Consider the following 15,592-nt stretch of genomic DNA (forward strand, 5'->3'; position numbering starts at 1 on the left):
CGACAACCACCAAGAGGACCTGACGAATGACAATCAAGACCGCCACCGACGTGCTGGACTTCTGGTTTTCCGAGGAGATGGAGCCCCAGTGGTTCGCCAAGTCCGATGAAACCGACCTGACGATCCGCGACCGCTTCGCCGCCACCTACGAGGCCGCGCATCGCCGCGACCTGGACAACTGGGCCACCACGCCCGAGGGTGCCTTGGCGCTGGTGATCGTGCTGGACCAGTTTCCGCGCAACATCTTCCGCGGCTCGGGACGGGCGTTCGAATCCAACGACATCGCCCTGGAACACGCCCGCGCCGCCCTGGACGCGGGCTTCGACGGGCAGATCGATGCCAAGCGGCGGCAGTTCTTCTACCTGCCCTTCATGCACAGCGAGGATCTGCCCGACCAGACCCGATCGGTCGAGCTTTACGAGGCCTTGGGCGATGCGGGCAGCCTGGACTATGCCATCCAGCACCGCGACATCATCGAGAAGTTCGGGCGCTTTCCCCATCGCAATGCCGCGCTGGACCGCCCGAACACCCCTGACGAGGCAGAGTTCCTCAAGACCCACCGGGGGTTCTGAGCGGCCCTATCCCGCCCGGCCGATGTGCTGGATGGCGGTGAACCCCTCGAACCGCGGCGCGCCTTCGTGCAGCTTGCGCGTCTCGCCCGCGCGGGCATGGGCGTCGCGGAACTGCTGGCTGCGGGTCCAGCCGCGGAAATCCTCCTCGGACTGCCAGACCGTGTGCGAGGCGTAAAGACGGCGGCCGTCCTCCTCGGGGCCTTTCAGCATGTGGAATTCGACAAAGCCCGGCAGCTCGTTCAGCTTGCTGTCGCGCGACAGCCACAAGGCCTCGAACTCGGCGGCATTCTCGACAGGGACGGTGAAGCGGTTCATGGCGATGAACATGGATGGTGTCCTTTCTGATGCGTCGGCTGGCGATCTTGCGGGCTTTCCCGCCTTGGATAAGCCCCGAAACCAGCCCTGTCACGCGGATGTGAGGGCAAGGCGCCGACCGGCCTTTGGGCAGGCGACGGATTCGCGCTAGCCTTGCGCCACCAAGCCGAGGGGGTTCCCGTGCGCCTTGCCCTGATCGCAGCCCTGCTTCTGTCCGCCCCCTTGTGCGCGCCCGCGCAGGAACGACGGCCCAGCCATTGCATCGCCGTGGCGGGCGGGCCTGAACGGGTCCAGCGGGCGGCATGGTCGGACCCGGTACCGGACCGGTCGGTGCGGTTGTCCTATCTGGGTCATTCGATGTTCCTGATCCAGACCGAAGGGGGGCTGGACATCGTCACCGACTATTACGGCACCCTGCCCGACGGGGCCCCCGCCCCCGACGTGGTGACGATGAACCACGCCCATTCGACCCACTGGACCGACGATGTGGACGGCATCCCCCATGTGTTGCGCGGCTGGTCCGACAGGTTCGGCATCGCGGCCGACCATTACCTGACGCTGGGCGACACCCTGATCCGCAACGTGCCGACCGACATCCGGTCCTTCGGCACGGTCGAGGAGAACGGCAACTCGATCTTCGTGTTCGAGGCCGGGGGCCTTTGCATCGCCCATCTGGGGCACCTGCACCACGAGCCCACGGACGCGCAGTATGCGACGCTTGGCCGGGTCGATGTGCTGCTGGTGCCGGTCGATGGCAGCTACACGATGGAACAGGCGGCGATGATGCGGGTGGTCAGCCGGCTGAACAGTTCCGTGGTGATCCCGATGCACTGGTTCGGCCCCGCGCGGCTGGAGGCCTTCGTGTCGGGCATGTCAGGACAGTTCGACATCCAGCGGCCGGGCGGCGGCGAATACCTGGCATCGCTTCGCGGGCTGCCGGACCGCCCGACGGTGGTGGTGCTGGAACCGGTCTTCCCGGGCCGGGGCTGGCCTTGACGGGCTTGGCCTTGACGGAAACGGGGCGGGGCCACACTGTGGCGCCGAAATCATCGAAGGCCCCTTGTCCATGCCCGACTTCGCCATCCCGCCCGCAGCCACCCCGTCCCTGCCAATTGCCGGCGAGGATCGCCGCTTTCCGGTGCGCCGGATCTATTGCGTGGGCCGCAACTATGCCGACCACGCGCGCGAGATGGGCCATGACCCCGACCGAGAGCCGCCGTTCTTCTTTTCCAAGCCCGCCGATGCCCTTCTGACGGGCAACGCGGACCTGCCCTATCCGCCCCAGACCGCCGACCTGCATTTCGAGGCGGAACTGGTCGTGGCGCTTGGCAGCGGCGGGTCCAATGTCGCACCCGAAGATGCGCAGGGGCTGATCTGGGGCTATGCCACGGGCAACGACTTCACGCGCCGCGACCTGCAGGCGGCGGCGAAAAAGGCCGGGCGGCCCTGGGATCTGGCCAAGGGGTTCGACCTGTCGGCGGCCTGCGGGCCGCTGCATCCGGTCGGGGAAACCGGGCCGATCAACAGCGGGCGGATCGCGCTGACGGTGGATGGCGCGCTGCGGCAGGACTCGGACCTGTCGCAGATGATCTGGCCGGTGGCCGACGTGATCGCCCATCTGTCGCGGTCGGTCAGGCTGGCGCCGGGCGACCTGATCTTCACCGGCACCCCGGCGGGCGTGGGCGCCGTCACGCCCGGCCAGACCGTCACGGTCGAGATCGCCGGGCTGACTCCGCTGGTCACGCGGATCGGCTGAGGCCTACCGCGACCCCGCCCCCGTGGCGATCTGCAACGTCGCCCACTCCTTGGCAGCCGCGTTGCGGGCCTGCGCCGCAGCCAGCCGGGCGCTGGCGCGCGACCGGTCGGCCTCCAGCAGGTCCACCAGGGCCAGGGCGCCTTCCTCGAAGTTCTGCCGCGCCAGGGCATAGGCGCGGTCGTAGGACGCCGCCGCCGCGTCCAGCGTGGCGGCGCGCTGGCGATAGCGGCGCAGGTTGGACTGCGCCGTCTGCACATCCTCGACCGCCGCGGCGATGGCGGATTTCCACGCGATCTCGGCCTCTCGCGCCTCGGACAGGCGGCGGGCGCGGGTGGCCTGCAGCGCGCCCTGGTTCAGGACCGGCAGCGACAGGCCGGGGCCGAAGCCCCAGTTGGTCGCGCCGCGGCTGTCGCTGACCGTGCCCGTCAACTGGATCGCCGGAAGCAGGTCGGCGGTCGCCACGCCCACCGCCGCCAGTGCCGCCGCGTAGTCGGCCTGCGCCGCGCGGATGTCAGGGCGCGACCGCAGCAGGTCGGCGGGAACCCCGGTGCCGGGACCGGGGGGCGTGCGCAAGGGGGCCGACCGGCCCCGCATCTGCGCCATCAGCGGCGCCGACTGCTGGTTCAGCAGCGTGGACAGGCGGTACACCTGCGCGTTGAACTGCGCCTCGTAGTTCGGCAGGTCGGCGCGGGCGGTCTGCAGCAGCGCCTCGGTCTGGGCGACGTCGTATTCGGTGGCGATGCCGACGGACCGGCTGTTGCGCGTGACCTCCAGCGTGCCCTCGCGGGCGCTGATCGTGTCGCGGGTCAGGGCCAGCGCCTGCTGGTAAAGCCGCGCATCGGCATAGGCGGCGATCACCTCGGCCAGCCAGGCAAGCCGCACCGTCTGGGCATCGGCGCGGGCGGATTGCAGGCTGGCGCGGGCCCCTTCGCGGGCGCGGCGGGCGCCGCCGAACAGGTCGAAGACGACGCTGGCCGACAGGGTGGCGGTGTTGGCGGTCGCGGCGGCGATGCCGTCGCCGCCCGACCGTTCGCGCCCCGCCGTGCCGGTGCCGCCCAGTTGCGAGGCCAAGACGGCCGTGCCTTCCAGATCGGCCTGCGCCGCACGGATGCGTTCGCCCGCGGCCATGATGTCGAAGCTCTGGCCCATGCCCTGCCCGATCAGGCCGTTCAGCGTCGCGTCGTTGTAGCCCGACCAGAAGGCCGTGGGCGCGGGTGTCGCGGTCCCCTCGCCTTCCGCGAAGCCGGCCGGGACGGCGGGCGTCGGCAGGGCGTTCGGGTCAGGCCCGACCGCCGCGCAGGCCCCCAGCGCCAGGACCGAACCAAGCAGCGCGCGGCGGTGCATTCCAATCGTCATGCGGGTTTTCCCTTTCTTCTTGTCACAAGCTCGACCGCCTTCAGCACGGCCACATAGAAGACCGGCACCAGGAAGATCCCGATCACGGCGGACGACGCCATGCCGCCCAGAACCCCGATCCCGATCGAGTTCTGCGCCCCCGCCCCCGCGCCGGACGCGATGGCCAGCGGCAGCACCCCCAGCATGAAGGCGAAGGTCGTCATCAGGATCGGGCGCAGGCGCATCTTCGACGCTTCGATGGACGCGTCGAGCAGCGGGCGGCCCTGCGCGACCAGCGATTGCGCGAATTCCACGATCAGGATGGCATTCCGCGCGGCCAGGCCGATGGTCGTCAGCAGGCCCACCTTGAAGTAGACGTCGTTCGACTGCCCGAAGAACAGCGCCGCCGCCAGCGCCCCCAGGATGCCGATGGGCACGGTCATCATCACCGCCAGCGGCACCGTCCAACTTTCATAAAGCGCCGCCAGCGCCAGGAACACGACCAGACCCGACAGCGCGAACAGCAAGGGCGCCTGGTTGCCGGACAGTCGCTCCTGATAGGACAGGCCCGTCCAGGCGGTGCCGTAGCCGCCCGGCATGTCGGCCACCATCTCCTCCATCGCGGTCATCGCCGCGCCCGAGGACAGGCCCTGTGCCGCCGCGCCCGAAAGTTCCAGCGCGCGGGTGCCGCCATACCGCGCCAAGGCCTGCGGTTCCTGGTCCCAGACACGCGTGGTGAAGGCGCCGAAGTTCACCATGTCGCCGTCCGCGTTGCGCGCGAACCAGCGGTCGATGTCCTCGGGCTGGGACCGGGCATAGGCCTCGCCCTGCACGATCACCGGGCGCAGTTCGGTGCCCAGCGCGAAGTCGTTCACGTCGCGCCCCGAGAAGATCACCGACAGCATCGCGTTCACCTCCGAGATGGACAGGCCGAAGGCCGCAGCCTTCTGCTGGTCAATGTCAAGCCGGAGCGAGGTCTGGAACGGCGCCTCGTTGCCGCGCAGGTTGGTCACGCGGCCGTCGCCCTGGGCGGTGGCGACCAGTTGGTCGGCGGCGGCCGACATCGCCTCCTGACCCTGGCCGGACTGGTCCAGCAGGTACATGGAAAAGCCGGACGATGCGCCCATGCCGGGGATCGACGGCGGCTGCAGGAAATAGGCCTGCCCCGCGCGGTTGTTCATGAAGAAATGGCCGTTGGCGCGCGACACCAGCGAGGCCACGTCCAGCCCCGGCCGATCCTCGTATTCGCGCAGCTTCGCGAACAGCATGGCGTTGTTCTGGCCCGACCCGCCGAAGCTGAAGCCCAGGACCGAGAAGGTGGACTCCACCGTCGCCGATTCCCGGGTCATCAGGTACTGCTCGACGTCCTCGACCAGGGCCTGGGTCTGGGCGGTGGTCGATCCGTCGGGCGTCTCGATCATCACCATCATCACGCCCTGGTCCTCGTCGGGCAGGAACGATCCCGGCAGCTTGCCGTAAAGCGCGTAGGCGCCGAAGCCGATGGCAGCCAGGACGACCAGCATCCGGAACGGACGGCGCACGAGGCGCGCCACGGCATTGCCGTAGCCGTTCGTCGCCCGGTCCAGATTGCGGTTGAACCAGCGCGCGGGCGCGATCCCGGCGCCATGCTTGCGGGGCTTCAGAAGGCTGGCGCACATGGCGGGCGTCAGGATCACGGCAACGCCCAGCGACAGCACCATGGCGGTGATGATCGTCAAGGAAAACTGCCGATAGATCACCCCCGTCGCCCCCGACATGAAGGCCATGGGCAGGAACACCGCCGACAGCACCATGACGATGCCGACCAGCGCCGAGGTGATCTCCTCCATGCTTTTCTGCGTGGCCTCGACGGGACCGAGGCCTTCTTCCTCCATCACGCGCTCGACGTTTTCCACCACGACGATGGCGTCGTCGACCAGCAGGCCGATGGCCAGCACCAGCGCGAACATGGTCAGCGTGTTGATGGAAAAGCCCGCCGCCGCCAGCACGCCGAAGGTGCCCAGCAGCACCACCGGGATGGCGACCACCGGGATGATCGTCGCCCGCCAGCTTTGCAGGAAAGCCAGGATCACCAGGAAGACCAGCACCACGGCCTCGGCCAGGGTCTTGTAGACCTGGTGGATCGACTTTTCCACGAAGGGAGAGGTGTCGTAGGGATAGACCACCTGCACGCCGGGGGGCAGCGACGGCGCGATGCCGTCGATGACCGCGCGCACGGCCTCGGCCGTGTCCACGGCATTGGCGCCGGTCGCCAGGTTCACGCCGAAGCCCGCAGCCGGATTGCCGTTGTACCGCGCAGCACCGCCATAGGCTTCCTGACCGATCTCGATCCGCGCCACGTCGCCCAGGAAAACCGTCGATCCGTCCGGGTCCACGCGCAGCAGGATCCGCTCGAACTCCTTGACGGATGAAAACTGCGATTGCGCGGACAGGGTCATGGTCAGCCGCTGGCCCTCGGCCGAAGGCTCGGCGCCCAGGTCGCCCACGGTGACGTTGGTGTTCTGTTCGGACACGGCGGCGGTCACGTCGGCGGGCGTGACCTGATATTGCGCCATCTTCATCGGGTCCAGCCAGACGCGCATGGCATAGCCCGACCCGAAGGTGTTGATGGACCCCACGCCCGCCGTGCGCTTGACCGGGTCCTCGATCATCTGGGACACGAGATCGCCCAGTTCCACCGACGTATAGGCGCCGTCCGTGCTGGTCAGCGCGCCCACCAGCAGGATCGACGAGGTCGAGCGCGACACGTTCACGCCCTGCTGCTGCACGATGTCCGGCAACTGGCTGGTGACAAGCTGCAGCTTGTTCTGGACCTGCACCTGCGCGATGTCGGGATCGACCGTGTCGTCGAAGGTCAGCGACACCGAGGCCGATCCGGGGGTCGAGTTCGACGTCATGTAGATCATGCCGTCGATGCCGGTCATGCCGTCCTCGATGATGGTCGTGACGGAATTCTCGACGATCTCGGCCGAGGCACCGGTATAGGTCGCGCTGATGCGGACGGTGGTGGGGGCGATCTGGGGATACTGCTCGATCGCCAGGCTTTGCAAGCCCAGGGCGCCGACCAGCATGGTCACGAAGGCCAGCACCCATGCGAAGACGGGGCGGTGGATGAAGAAGCGTGCCATGGGATGATTACTCGCTGGCCGGGGCGGGTTGGGCGGGTGCGTCGGGCTGTTCCTGCGGGACGCCGTTTTCGTCCAGCGTCACGGGAACGGCCTGGACGGCGGCGCCTTCGGTCAGCTTGGACAGGTTGTCCACCGCCAGCAGGTCGCCCGGCTGCAAGCCCTTGGTGACGATCCAGTGGTTCTGGTAGGTGCCGTCGTCGGTCAGGTTCACGCGCGCGGCCTTGCCGTCGCGCACGACCCAGGCGGACAACTGGCCGGTCTTGTCGCGGGTGGCGGCGTTCTGCGTGACCAGGAAAGCCTCGGTCGTGCCCAGGTTGATCTGGCCGCGCAGGAACATGCCGGGGAGGATCAGGCTGCGCGGATTGTCGAAGCGGAAGCGCGTGTCCACCGCCCCCGTCGAGGTCGAGACGGTGACGCCCGGCGCCACCAGTTCGCCCGTGGCCGCATAGGTTTCGCCATTTTCCAGCGTCAGGGTCGCCTGCAGCGTCTCGTTCAGCTTCAGGCGGCCTTCGCGGATGTCGCGGCGGACCGACAGCATCCTGGCGGAAGGCTCGTACATGTCCACCTCAATGGGATCGAGACGCGTGACGGTTGCCAGCGCGTCGGCCTGGTTCGCCGTGACCAGATCGCCCACGGAAACGGCGGCCACGCTGGCAATGCCCTCGATGGGACTGGTCACGGTGGTCCAGTCCAGTTCCGCCTGCGCCAAGGTCAGCGCGGCTTCGGCCGATTGCAGGGCGGCCTGGGCCTGTTCCAGCGTGGCCCGCGATTCGTCGACCTGCGCCTGCGTGGTGCCAGATCCCAGCAGCCGCTCGGTCCGGCTGAACGAGGTCTCGGCCTGGGTCAGCGCCGCGCGGGCCGACGTCACCTGCGCCTCGGCGCTGGTGAGGTTCGCCCGGTAGGTGGTCGGGTCGATCCGGAACATCGGCGCGCCCGCCTCCAGCGCGGTGCCGGGCTGGTAGAGGATTTCTGTGACCAGCCCGCCGACCCGGGGACGGATTGCCGCATCCGCCTGCGCCACCGCGCGGCCGGGCAGGGTCATGATGCGCGGCACGGGCTGCGGCTTGACCGTCACCACGCCGACACTGGGCGTGGGCATCTGCGGGTCCTGGGCCTGGACCGGCAGGGACAGGAACCACGTCGCGATCAGCGCGACGCAGGCGAGAGGGCGGAAACGGGACATCGGATCAATCCTTGGGGACGAAAGGGCCAGGCAATGCGAGTTGTGCATGGCATTGCACAGTAATGCATACTGTGCAATATTTGCTTGTGATGAATTTTCCGGGAGGATGCTAGGGGATGGCCGTGAAATCAACGCTTCGTGATCGACGGCGGTTGCAAACCTCGCGAGAGATCCAGCGCGCGGCCCTCTTGCTGGCGCTGCGGCACGGCTATGACCAAGTCACGACCGAGATGATCGCGACCGAGGCGGGCGTCAGCCAGCGGACCTTTTTCAACTATTACCTGAACAAGGACGCGGCGATCATCGGCACGGCGCCCTGCTTCGACGAGGACACCGTTGCCTGGTTCCGGGCCTCGTCAGGGCCGTTGCTGGCCGATCTGCTGCAGGCGCTGCGCCACCTGCTGACGGCCAGCGACCTGGACCGGGGCACGTCGCAACTGATCGACCGGCTTCTGGGCCGCTCGCCGGAACTTCTGCCGATCTTCTATGGATCGCTGAAACGCCTGCGCGACCAGATCGCTGACCTGGCCGTCATCCGGCTGGGCGAGGACGCGCGTCCCGATGCCGAACTGCTGGCCGAGGCGATGTCGCACGCGCTTGCCGACACGTTCCGCATCTGGGCCAATGACGACGCCATGTCGGCGGACCGCATCGTCGATGTGGCCGCCGCCAAGCTGCAGGTGCTGCGGGGCTATCTGGCGCAGACCTAGCGCGCGGGCGCCGTGGCCAGCCGGCGGGCCAGTCCGGCGGTCTGGTCGCGGATGTCCGGAATGGCGGTGATTTCCCAGAACGCCGCGCGGGCAACGGGGCCGATGGCGAAGATCCGGTCCGAGGGCCGGCCTTGCGCGTCGATGACGGCCGAATCGGCGCCGACGTCCAGACCCAGCCGCAGCGGGTCGATCCGGGCCAGGCCGTGCCGCAGCAGGCTGGCGACGACGGGCGTGGCGTTTCGCTCGGGGTCGCGGCGGATGCCCCGGCAGTCGATGATGCGCGCGCATTTGACGCGCTGTTCCACCCGGCTGCCGCGACATCGGATCACGGCCAGCAGGTGCCCTTCCGCGTTCCGCCCGGCCCCCTGGAAAGAGGCGGCCAGCAGGCGGATGCGGCCCGTCCTGATGGCGGCGCGGATCGGGGCGGCGCTTTCGGGCGGCAGGGGGTGGCGGTGAACCTCCCACCAGGAGGCGGCATGGCGCAGGAAGCGGGCGCGTTCGGCGGGGGGCAGCGCCTGCCAGATTCGGCGCAGATGCGGGCGCACCCCGTCCATGGCATCGCGCCAACTGCCGCCACCGGCCTCGGCCCGGCGGGCTAGGCCGCGCAGCCAGGCCATCAGGCGGCTGACCGGCGCCCCCAGGGGAATGTCGCCGGCCGCGATCTCCAGCGGTCGTGTCGCGGCATGGACGCGCGGCAACTGGGCGCGCCGCGAGACGACCAGGATCTCGCCCCGGTGGCCGCGGCGCAGCAGGCTGAGAACCTGGTCCACCATCGACAGGCCCGAGCCCACGATCACCACCCGGTCATCGCGGTCGGGCAGCGGCCCCTGTTCCCACGATCCCTGCACCAGGCCTTCTGGGTCGGGGTCGGGCAGCGCGTGGCCCGTGGCCAGGATCGCCAGGTCGGCGCGGATTTCGCGACCGTCGGACAGCCGCGCCAGCACGCCCCCGCCGTCCCTTGCCAGGCTGACGCAGGTGTCGCGCAGGCAGCGCAGGCGGCGCGGGCCGTCGCCGCGCGACCAAGGCTCGATCAGGTCGGCCATGTAGGCGCCGTAGGTGGAGCGGCTGACGAAGCTGTCGCCCCCCTCCGGCCCGGCGGCGACCCCGTGGCGGGCCAGCCAGTCGCGGAAATGGCCCGGCTGGTCGGGAAAGGCGCTCATGCTGATGGCGCGGGTGTTCAGCAGGTGATCGGGATCATCGGTGGAATAGGCCACGCCGCAGCCCAGCATGTGCCGGCCCTCGATGATCGTGACCTGGGCCTGGCCGCCGGGGTCGCGCAGCAGGTGGGCGGCCATCAGCACGCCGCTGGCGCCGCCGCCGATGATGACCACATGGGGACCGGCGCCGTCCGCCAGCGGGGCCGAGGGGGCCGTCAGGATCGGGTCGATTGACATGGCGGGACCTCGCGCGGTCAGAGCAATGCGGCGGCCAGCAGGGACAGCGCCGACAGGTTGGCCGCGATCAGGATCGCACGGGTGGCGCGGCCGGTGTCATCGCAGGCGGCATGGCCGCGTTCGGTCCGGCGCAGGTGCAGTTCGGTCTGGACGTCGAACATGTAGGGCACTCCTAGATCGATGAGGCGGGCGGGATCGGCATGGCGGGCGAAGCGGCGGCCGGGCATCACGCACCCGGCATCCGGGGCAGGACCTGGGCCGCCTGCCCGAACCACCGGCGCAGGGCCGAGGGGCGTTCGGTTTGTTCCAGCAGACGGTCGCGGATCACCTTGCCGCCGGGCCAAGGACCGAAGCCCGACGCCACGTTGATGTGGCCCGCCTGGCCCAGGTCGATCAGGTCGGCGCCAAGCGCATCGGCCAGGTCGCGGCTGCGGTCGAAGGTCATCCAGGGATCGTTGCGGCTGGCAACCAGCACCGAGGGAACATCCAGCGTCACCTCGGGCAGGGGGCCGAAGCGGCGGATGCGGTGGCAGTCCTCGATGGCGGCCAGGGGATCGGCGGGGGCGACCAGCATGGCCCCGCGCACCTTCAGCCCCGACCAGCGGGCCAGCATCTGCGTGATCAGCACCGAGCCCAGCGAATGGCCGACCAGGATGCTGTGGGGGTGGCGCAGGATCATCACGGCCAGGGCGGCCTCCCATGCCTCGCGGACGGGGCGGCGGGGGTCGGGCAGATCGACGATCATGGCGTTGGGATCGGTGCGCGCCCACCAGTCCTGCCAGTGCGGTGCGGGCGAGCCGTCAAGGCCGGGAACGATCAGGGTCTTGGACATCGTCGTGATTCCTTCCGCTCTAATTCCACATAAGACTACACAGTTTGTCGTGATTTAGTTCCCAAAGATCCCCCGCCAAAGAGAAGGACGATCTCTAGCGGTCGCGGGTATTGACCGGATAGGCCGTGGTATAGCGCAGCCGTTCCATCGCGAAATGCGAGGTCAGGTTCTTGATCGGCACGGCATCCGTCAGGCGGCGGTAGAAATCGTCATAGGCCGCCATGTCGGGCACCGCCACGCGCAGCAGGTAGTCCATCTCTCCGGCCATGCGATAGGCTTCCATGACCTCGGGGAATCTTCCCAAGGCGGCCAGAAAGGCGTCGCGCCAGTCGGTGCCATGGTCGGTCGCCTCGACCCCCACGAAGACGGTCAGCCCCAGGCCAAGCTGCGCCGGGTCGGCCAGGGCCACGCGCCCCGTCAGCACCCCGGTCGCTTCCAGCTTCTGGATGCGCTTCCAGCAGGGTGTCTGCGACAGCCCGACCCGGTCGGCGATCTGCGCGATGGGCTGGGTCGCGTCCTGCATCAGGGCGGCAACGATCTTGCGGTCGATCAGGTCCAGACTGGCCATGCATGTTTTCCTGCAACTGTTCCGGCATCCAGCCTGACAGAAAAACAGCAAATGTCTAGCGTCTTTGTCGTATATTTGGATTTGGCCGTTCGCGGGGAAATCTCGACCTTGAGTCGGGTGTTTTGTCGGCATAGGGTGGGCCATGATCACGCAGAAGATGAAATACGCGCTGAAGGCGATGCTGGTTCTGGGCGACGAGGCCGCCCAACCCGCCCCCGAGGCGCTGACCATCGAGAAGATCGCCCGCCGGTCCGACACGCCCAAGCGGTTCCTGGAACAGATCCTGCTGGAGCTGCGCAACGCGGGCATGGTCAGTTCGATCCGCGGCCGGTCGGGCGGCTACCTGCTGATCAAGCGGCCGGCCGACATCTCCATCTCCGAACTGCTGCGGCTGATCGACGGGCCGATCGCCCCCCTGCCCTGCCTGTCGCGCCGTGCCTACCAGCGCTGCGAGGATTGCCGGGACGAGGCGTCCTGCCGCATCCGCAAGGTCTTTGCCGAGATTTTCTGGTCCTATCTGATCCTGATCGAATCGCTGACGCTGGAGGACATGCTGCGGTCCGAACAGGTGGCGGACCAGGTGATCGGCGCCTAGAAGGGCGCGGGCTGGCTGAAGCTGACCTGAACGCCACTGTCGGGATGGCGCAGGCGCAGGCTTTCGGCATGCAGCATCAGGCGCGGATGGTCCGCCGCCGCACCCGTCGCATAAAGCGGATCGCCCAGGATCGGATGGCCGGTTTCCGCCATGTGGACCCGCAACTGGTGGCTGCGCCCGGTCAGCGGGAACAGCCGCACACGGGTTTCATCATCGGTCGCGCGGATCACCCGCCACTCCGTCAATGCCGGGCGCCCTTCGGCGTGATCGACCTTCTGGCGCGGACGGTTGGGCCAATCGACGATCAGGGGCAGATCGACCTGGCCGGTCCTCGGCTCCAGCCGGCCGGCGACGCGGGCGACATAGGCCTTTTTCACGCGGCGCTCCTCGAACTGCTTGGCAAGCGTTCGCTGGGCATGGGGCGTCAGGCCGAAGACCATGACGCCCGAGGTGTCCTGGTCCAGCCGATGCACCAGAAGGATCGTCGGAAAGGCGCCGCGCAGGCGATTGATCAGGCAGTCGTCCTTGCCCTCGCCCCGCCCCGGCACGGACAGAAGGCCCGACGGCTTGGCGACCACCAGAAGCTCGTGGTCGGCATGGAGCACCTGCGGCTGTTCCGGGGGCGGGGCATAGGCGAAGGGGGTCATTTCGCGACCAGCCGGATCGCCAGCGCGGCGAACATGAGGGCGGCGATCTTGTTGATCAGGCCCAGGCGCCGACCAATCACATGGCCCGCATAGCCCGCGACGATGCCATAGCCCATCGTGACCAGGGTGCCGGTGAAGGCGAAGATCAGGCCCAGTCCCAGGATCTGCTGCCAGATCGGCCCCCAGGCCGGGTTGGTGAACTGCGGCAGGAAGGCCAGCAGGAACAGCACGGGCTTGGGGTTCAGGACATTGGACAGGAAGCCGCGCCGGATGATGTTCCAGGGGCGCACGCTGCCGCGCGCCGAGGGATCGACCGGCCCCGCCCGCCAGCTTTTCCAGGCCAGCCACAGCAGATAGGCCGCGCCCGCATACTTGATCGCGCGCAGCGCCTCGGGGTGGGCGGCCACCACGGCGCCAAGGCCGACGGTTGCCAGCGTCACATGCAGCAGCACGCCCAGGCCGACGCCGATGCCCGCCAGCGCCCCCGCGCGGGGGCCGCCCTGGATGCCGCAGGCGCTGGCGAAGAACACGTCCTGTCCCGGCGCCACGTTCAGCATCAGGCCGCCGGCGACAAAGGCGGTCAGTTGCGCCAGGGGAACATTGGCGATCGTGTCCCAGATCATCGGAGCCATCCCGGTTTGCAGTGATCGCCATGCGACGCGGCATGGCTGGCTTCCCCTAGGTGCAATCCCGTCGGCTTGTCCAGCACCCCGGCCGAGATATCGACGCCCGGATCGTTGTCGTTCCTGAAGAACAGGGTGGCCCCGCATTCGCCGCAGAAGCCCCGCCGCGCCTTCGGCGTGTGGCGATACCAGCGCAGCCCGTCCTGACGGACGAAGCTCAGGGCGGACCAGTCCACCGTCAGGTAGGCCCAGACAAGGCCCGACCATCGGCGGCACTGGCTGCAATGGCATTCATGGACCCTGGTCCCGTGGCGGTCGCAGGCAAAGGACACGGCGCCGCACAGGCAGCGGCCGGAAAGGCTCATCCCTGCCGCTCTTGCGGAAGGCCGTCGGCGATGTCGTAGTAATCGCCCTTGTCGGCCACGTAGATGTGACCCGACAGTTCCAGCCCGGTGGGCGCATCGACGGCGCCCGCAGCGACCTCGTAGCCGGGCGATCCGACCTGGCGCCGGAACAGGCTGCTGCCGCATTCGGGGCAAAACCCGCGCTCGGCCCTTTCGGAGGAGCGATACCACCGCACCGGGCCTTCCAGCACCAGGTCGCTGGCCCCGGTCGCCGCCCAGACATGGCCGGACCAGCGCCGGCACTGGGTGCAATGGCAGGCGTTCAGCGGCTCGGAGCCCCAGGTGCCCTTGAAGGTGACCGCGCCGCAAAGGCAGCGCCCGGTGAAGTCAGACATGGCCGAAAACCTCCTTCAGGATCGCGGCCAGCCGGGTGGCGTCCTCATCGGTGAAGGCGTCCGGCCGGTCGCTGTCGATGTCCAGAACGCCCAGAAGCCGCCCGCCGTTGCCAAAGACCGGCAGGACGATTTCCGACCGGGTGGAACTGGCGCAGGCGATATGGCCGGGAAAGGCGTCCACGTCGGGCACAAGCTGGACCTGCCCCGTGCGCGCCGCCGCCCCGCACACCCCGCGCGAGAACGGGATCGACAGGCAGCCATGCCCGCCCTGATAGGGTCCGATCTTCAGAAGGTCGGGCGCCACCACGCGGTAAAAGCCGGTCCAGTCGAAGCGGTCGTCGGACTGGTGGATCTCGCAGGCGAGCGTCGCCATCAGGGCGACGATGTCGGTCTCGCCCTCGGTCAGGGCGCGGATGCGGGCGTGAAGAGCGTGGTAATCGGTCATGTCCCCTTCTATGCCGTCGCGGCGGGGGCGGAAAGCGGGCATTGCCGGGCCTGCCGCGCTGGGCCAATCTGCGCGCCATGAGCCGTCTCAGCCTGACACAACGCATCCTTCTGGTGATCCTGGCCGTGCAACTGGCGTTGTTCGGGGCTCTGGCGGCCGCCAGCCTGGAAAGCGTGCGCCGCGACGTCGCGACGGAAACGCGGCTGGCCGTCGAAACGGCGCGAGCGCTGGTGCTGGCGACGGTGGGCACGATGCATGGCGCGGTGCCCCCCGACCGGATCATGCGGCTTCTGCCGGAACGGCTGGTGGTGCCGCGCCATGTGACGCTTGGCACCGTCGATGTTCTGGATGGCGTGGTGCGCCGCGCGCCTGCGCCCGCGGCGGCCCGCCCCCCGGCGCCGCGCTGGTTCGCGGCCCTTGTGGCGCCCGACCTGCTTGAAACCCGCTTGCCCGTGGTGCTTGGGGGGCGCCCGCGCGGCTATGTCTTCATCGCCACCGACCCGGGCGAGGAAATCGCGCTGGCTTGGCGCAACCTGTCGGCCTTCCTGGGGATGGCGGCGCTGGCGGCGCTGGCTCAGGCGGCGCTGATCCTGTGGGCCACGCGGGGGGCCTTGCGTCCCGTCGCCGCCATCGCCAGCCGCCTGGCCGATCTGCGCCGGGGCGACCTGAAGGCCCGCGTGGGCCCGGTGGCGCAGCGCGACCTGGCGCCGATCGCCGCCGGGGTGGACGACCTGGCCCAGGCCCTGGCCC

Annotated in this window: 19 protein-coding genes; 6 read left to right on the plus strand and 13 right to left on the minus strand. The window is 69.0% G+C overall.

Translation table 11 applies throughout. From position 1 onward, the window contains the following. The first annotated feature begins 26 nt into the window (after positions 1-26). A complete protein-coding gene (locus J0F76_RS12855; protein ID WP_242690177.1) occupies positions 27-572 on the plus strand; it encodes a DUF924 family protein in 546 nt (181 codons plus the stop codon). Between the two features lie 6 nt (positions 573-578). On the opposite strand, the gene hmuQ is transcribed toward J0F76_RS12855, so the two are convergent. Beyond that, positions 579-899, minus strand: a complete 321-nt coding sequence (hmuQ, locus tag J0F76_RS12860; protein WP_207470015.1) for a heme-degrading protein HmuQ — start codon at positions 897-899, stop codon at positions 579-581. Positions 900-1,067: 168 nt separating this feature from the next. On the opposite strand from hmuQ, the gene J0F76_RS12865 reads away from it, so the two are divergent. Together J0F76_RS12865 and J0F76_RS12870 are read left to right on the plus strand one after the other, a co-directional pair. Continuing rightward, entirely contained in the window at positions 1,068-1,883 is an 816-nt protein-coding gene (locus tag J0F76_RS12865) for an MBL fold metallo-hydrolase (RefSeq protein ID WP_207470016.1), read from the plus strand. Between the two features lie 70 nt (positions 1,884-1,953). Next, entirely contained in the window at positions 1,954-2,643 is a 690-nt protein-coding gene (locus J0F76_RS12870) for a fumarylacetoacetate hydrolase family protein (protein ID WP_207470017.1), read from the plus strand. A 3-nt stretch (positions 2,644-2,646) separates the two neighbouring features. On the opposite strand, the gene J0F76_RS12875 is transcribed toward J0F76_RS12870, so the two are convergent. Genes J0F76_RS12875 through J0F76_RS12885 form a run of 3 tightly spaced genes read right to left on the minus strand, consistent with a single transcriptional unit; the run spans position 2,647 to position 8,289 of the window. Further along, positions 2,647-3,999, minus strand: coding sequence for an efflux transporter outer membrane subunit (locus tag J0F76_RS12875; RefSeq protein ID WP_242690178.1), 1,353 nt, complete (start codon positions 3,997-3,999; stop codon positions 2,647-2,649). Next, positions 3,996-7,106: an efflux RND transporter permease subunit gene (locus J0F76_RS12880; protein ID WP_207470019.1), complete on the minus strand. Its 3,111-nt coding sequence runs from the start codon at positions 7,104-7,106 to the stop codon at positions 3,996-3,998. Before J0F76_RS12880 ends, J0F76_RS12875 begins: the two co-directional genes overlap by 4 nt. A 7-nt stretch (positions 7,107-7,113) precedes the next feature. Further along, positions 7,114-8,289: an efflux RND transporter periplasmic adaptor subunit gene (locus tag J0F76_RS12885; protein ID WP_207470021.1), complete on the minus strand. Its 1,176-nt coding sequence runs from the start codon at positions 8,287-8,289 to the stop codon at positions 7,114-7,116. Between the two features lie 116 nt (positions 8,290-8,405). Between J0F76_RS12885 and J0F76_RS12890 the strand changes: the two genes are divergently transcribed. Continuing rightward, on the plus strand, positions 8,406-8,999 hold the full coding sequence (locus J0F76_RS12890; RefSeq protein WP_207470022.1) for a TetR/AcrR family transcriptional regulator: 594 nt from the start codon (positions 8,406-8,408) through the stop codon (positions 8,997-8,999). Here the strand turns inward: J0F76_RS12890 and J0F76_RS12895 are convergent. From J0F76_RS12895 to J0F76_RS12910, 4 genes are all read right to left on the minus strand, one after another. After that, entirely contained in the window at positions 8,996-10,393 is a 1,398-nt protein-coding gene (locus J0F76_RS12895) for an FAD/NAD(P)-binding protein (RefSeq protein WP_207470023.1), read from the minus strand. The two genes, J0F76_RS12890 and J0F76_RS12895, sit on opposite strands and share 4 nt — an antisense overlap. A 17-nt stretch (positions 10,394-10,410) precedes the next feature. Next, the gene (locus tag J0F76_RS12900) at positions 10,411-10,620 is read right to left on the minus strand and encodes a hypothetical protein (RefSeq protein ID WP_207470024.1); all 210 of its coding nucleotides are present in this window, start codon (positions 10,618-10,620) and stop codon (positions 10,411-10,413) included. Beyond that, positions 10,620-11,225, minus strand: coding sequence for an RBBP9/YdeN family alpha/beta hydrolase (locus J0F76_RS12905; protein ID WP_207470025.1), 606 nt, complete (start codon positions 11,223-11,225; stop codon positions 10,620-10,622). Before J0F76_RS12905 ends, J0F76_RS12900 begins: the two co-directional genes overlap by 1 nt. A 94-nt stretch (positions 11,226-11,319) precedes the next feature. Next, positions 11,320-11,793 (minus strand): Lrp/AsnC family transcriptional regulator, encoded by a 474-nt coding sequence (locus J0F76_RS12910; protein ID WP_207470026.1) that lies wholly within the window; start codon positions 11,791-11,793, stop codon positions 11,320-11,322. A gap of 142 nt (positions 11,794-11,935) precedes the next feature. Between J0F76_RS12910 and J0F76_RS12915 the strand changes: the two genes are divergently transcribed. Next, positions 11,936-12,388, plus strand: coding sequence for an RrF2 family transcriptional regulator (locus J0F76_RS12915; RefSeq protein ID WP_207470027.1), 453 nt, complete (start codon positions 11,936-11,938; stop codon positions 12,386-12,388). Here the strand turns inward: J0F76_RS12915 and J0F76_RS12920 are convergent. From J0F76_RS12920 to J0F76_RS12940, 5 genes are read right to left on the minus strand one after another with little or no spacing between them, the layout of a single operon-like run. Further along, positions 12,385-13,035, minus strand: coding sequence for a pseudouridine synthase (locus J0F76_RS12920; RefSeq protein WP_207470028.1), 651 nt, complete (start codon positions 13,033-13,035; stop codon positions 12,385-12,387). The two genes, J0F76_RS12915 and J0F76_RS12920, sit on opposite strands and share 4 nt — an antisense overlap. Next, positions 13,032-13,658, minus strand: a complete 627-nt coding sequence (locus J0F76_RS12925) for a LysE family translocator (RefSeq protein WP_207470030.1) — start codon at positions 13,656-13,658, stop codon at positions 13,032-13,034. Before J0F76_RS12925 ends, J0F76_RS12920 begins: the two co-directional genes overlap by 4 nt. Next, on the minus strand, positions 13,655-14,023 hold the full coding sequence (locus J0F76_RS12930; protein ID WP_207470032.1) for a GFA family protein: 369 nt from the start codon (positions 14,021-14,023) through the stop codon (positions 13,655-13,657). The genes J0F76_RS12925 and J0F76_RS12930 overlap by 4 nt, the downstream gene beginning before the upstream one ends. Next, complete coding sequence (locus J0F76_RS12935; protein WP_207470034.1) at positions 14,020-14,397, minus strand: GFA family protein; 378 nt, start codon at positions 14,395-14,397, stop codon at positions 14,020-14,022. The genes J0F76_RS12930 and J0F76_RS12935 overlap by 4 nt, the downstream gene beginning before the upstream one ends. Next, positions 14,390-14,842 (minus strand): GAF domain-containing protein, encoded by a 453-nt coding sequence (locus J0F76_RS12940; RefSeq protein WP_207470037.1) that lies wholly within the window; start codon positions 14,840-14,842, stop codon positions 14,390-14,392. The genes J0F76_RS12935 and J0F76_RS12940 overlap by 8 nt, the downstream gene beginning before the upstream one ends. A 77-nt stretch (positions 14,843-14,919) precedes the next feature. Between J0F76_RS12940 and J0F76_RS12945 the strand changes: the two genes are divergently transcribed. Further along, a partial coding sequence (locus J0F76_RS12945; RefSeq protein WP_207470039.1) for a hypothetical protein occupies positions 14,920-15,592 on the plus strand: 673 nt, incomplete at its 3' end.

Origin of the sequence: Paracoccus fontiphilus, from assembly GCF_017356265.1 — a bacterium.
In the GTDB taxonomy this organism is placed as follows: domain Bacteria; phylum Pseudomonadota; class Alphaproteobacteria; order Rhodobacterales; family Rhodobacteraceae; genus Paracoccus; species Paracoccus fontiphilus.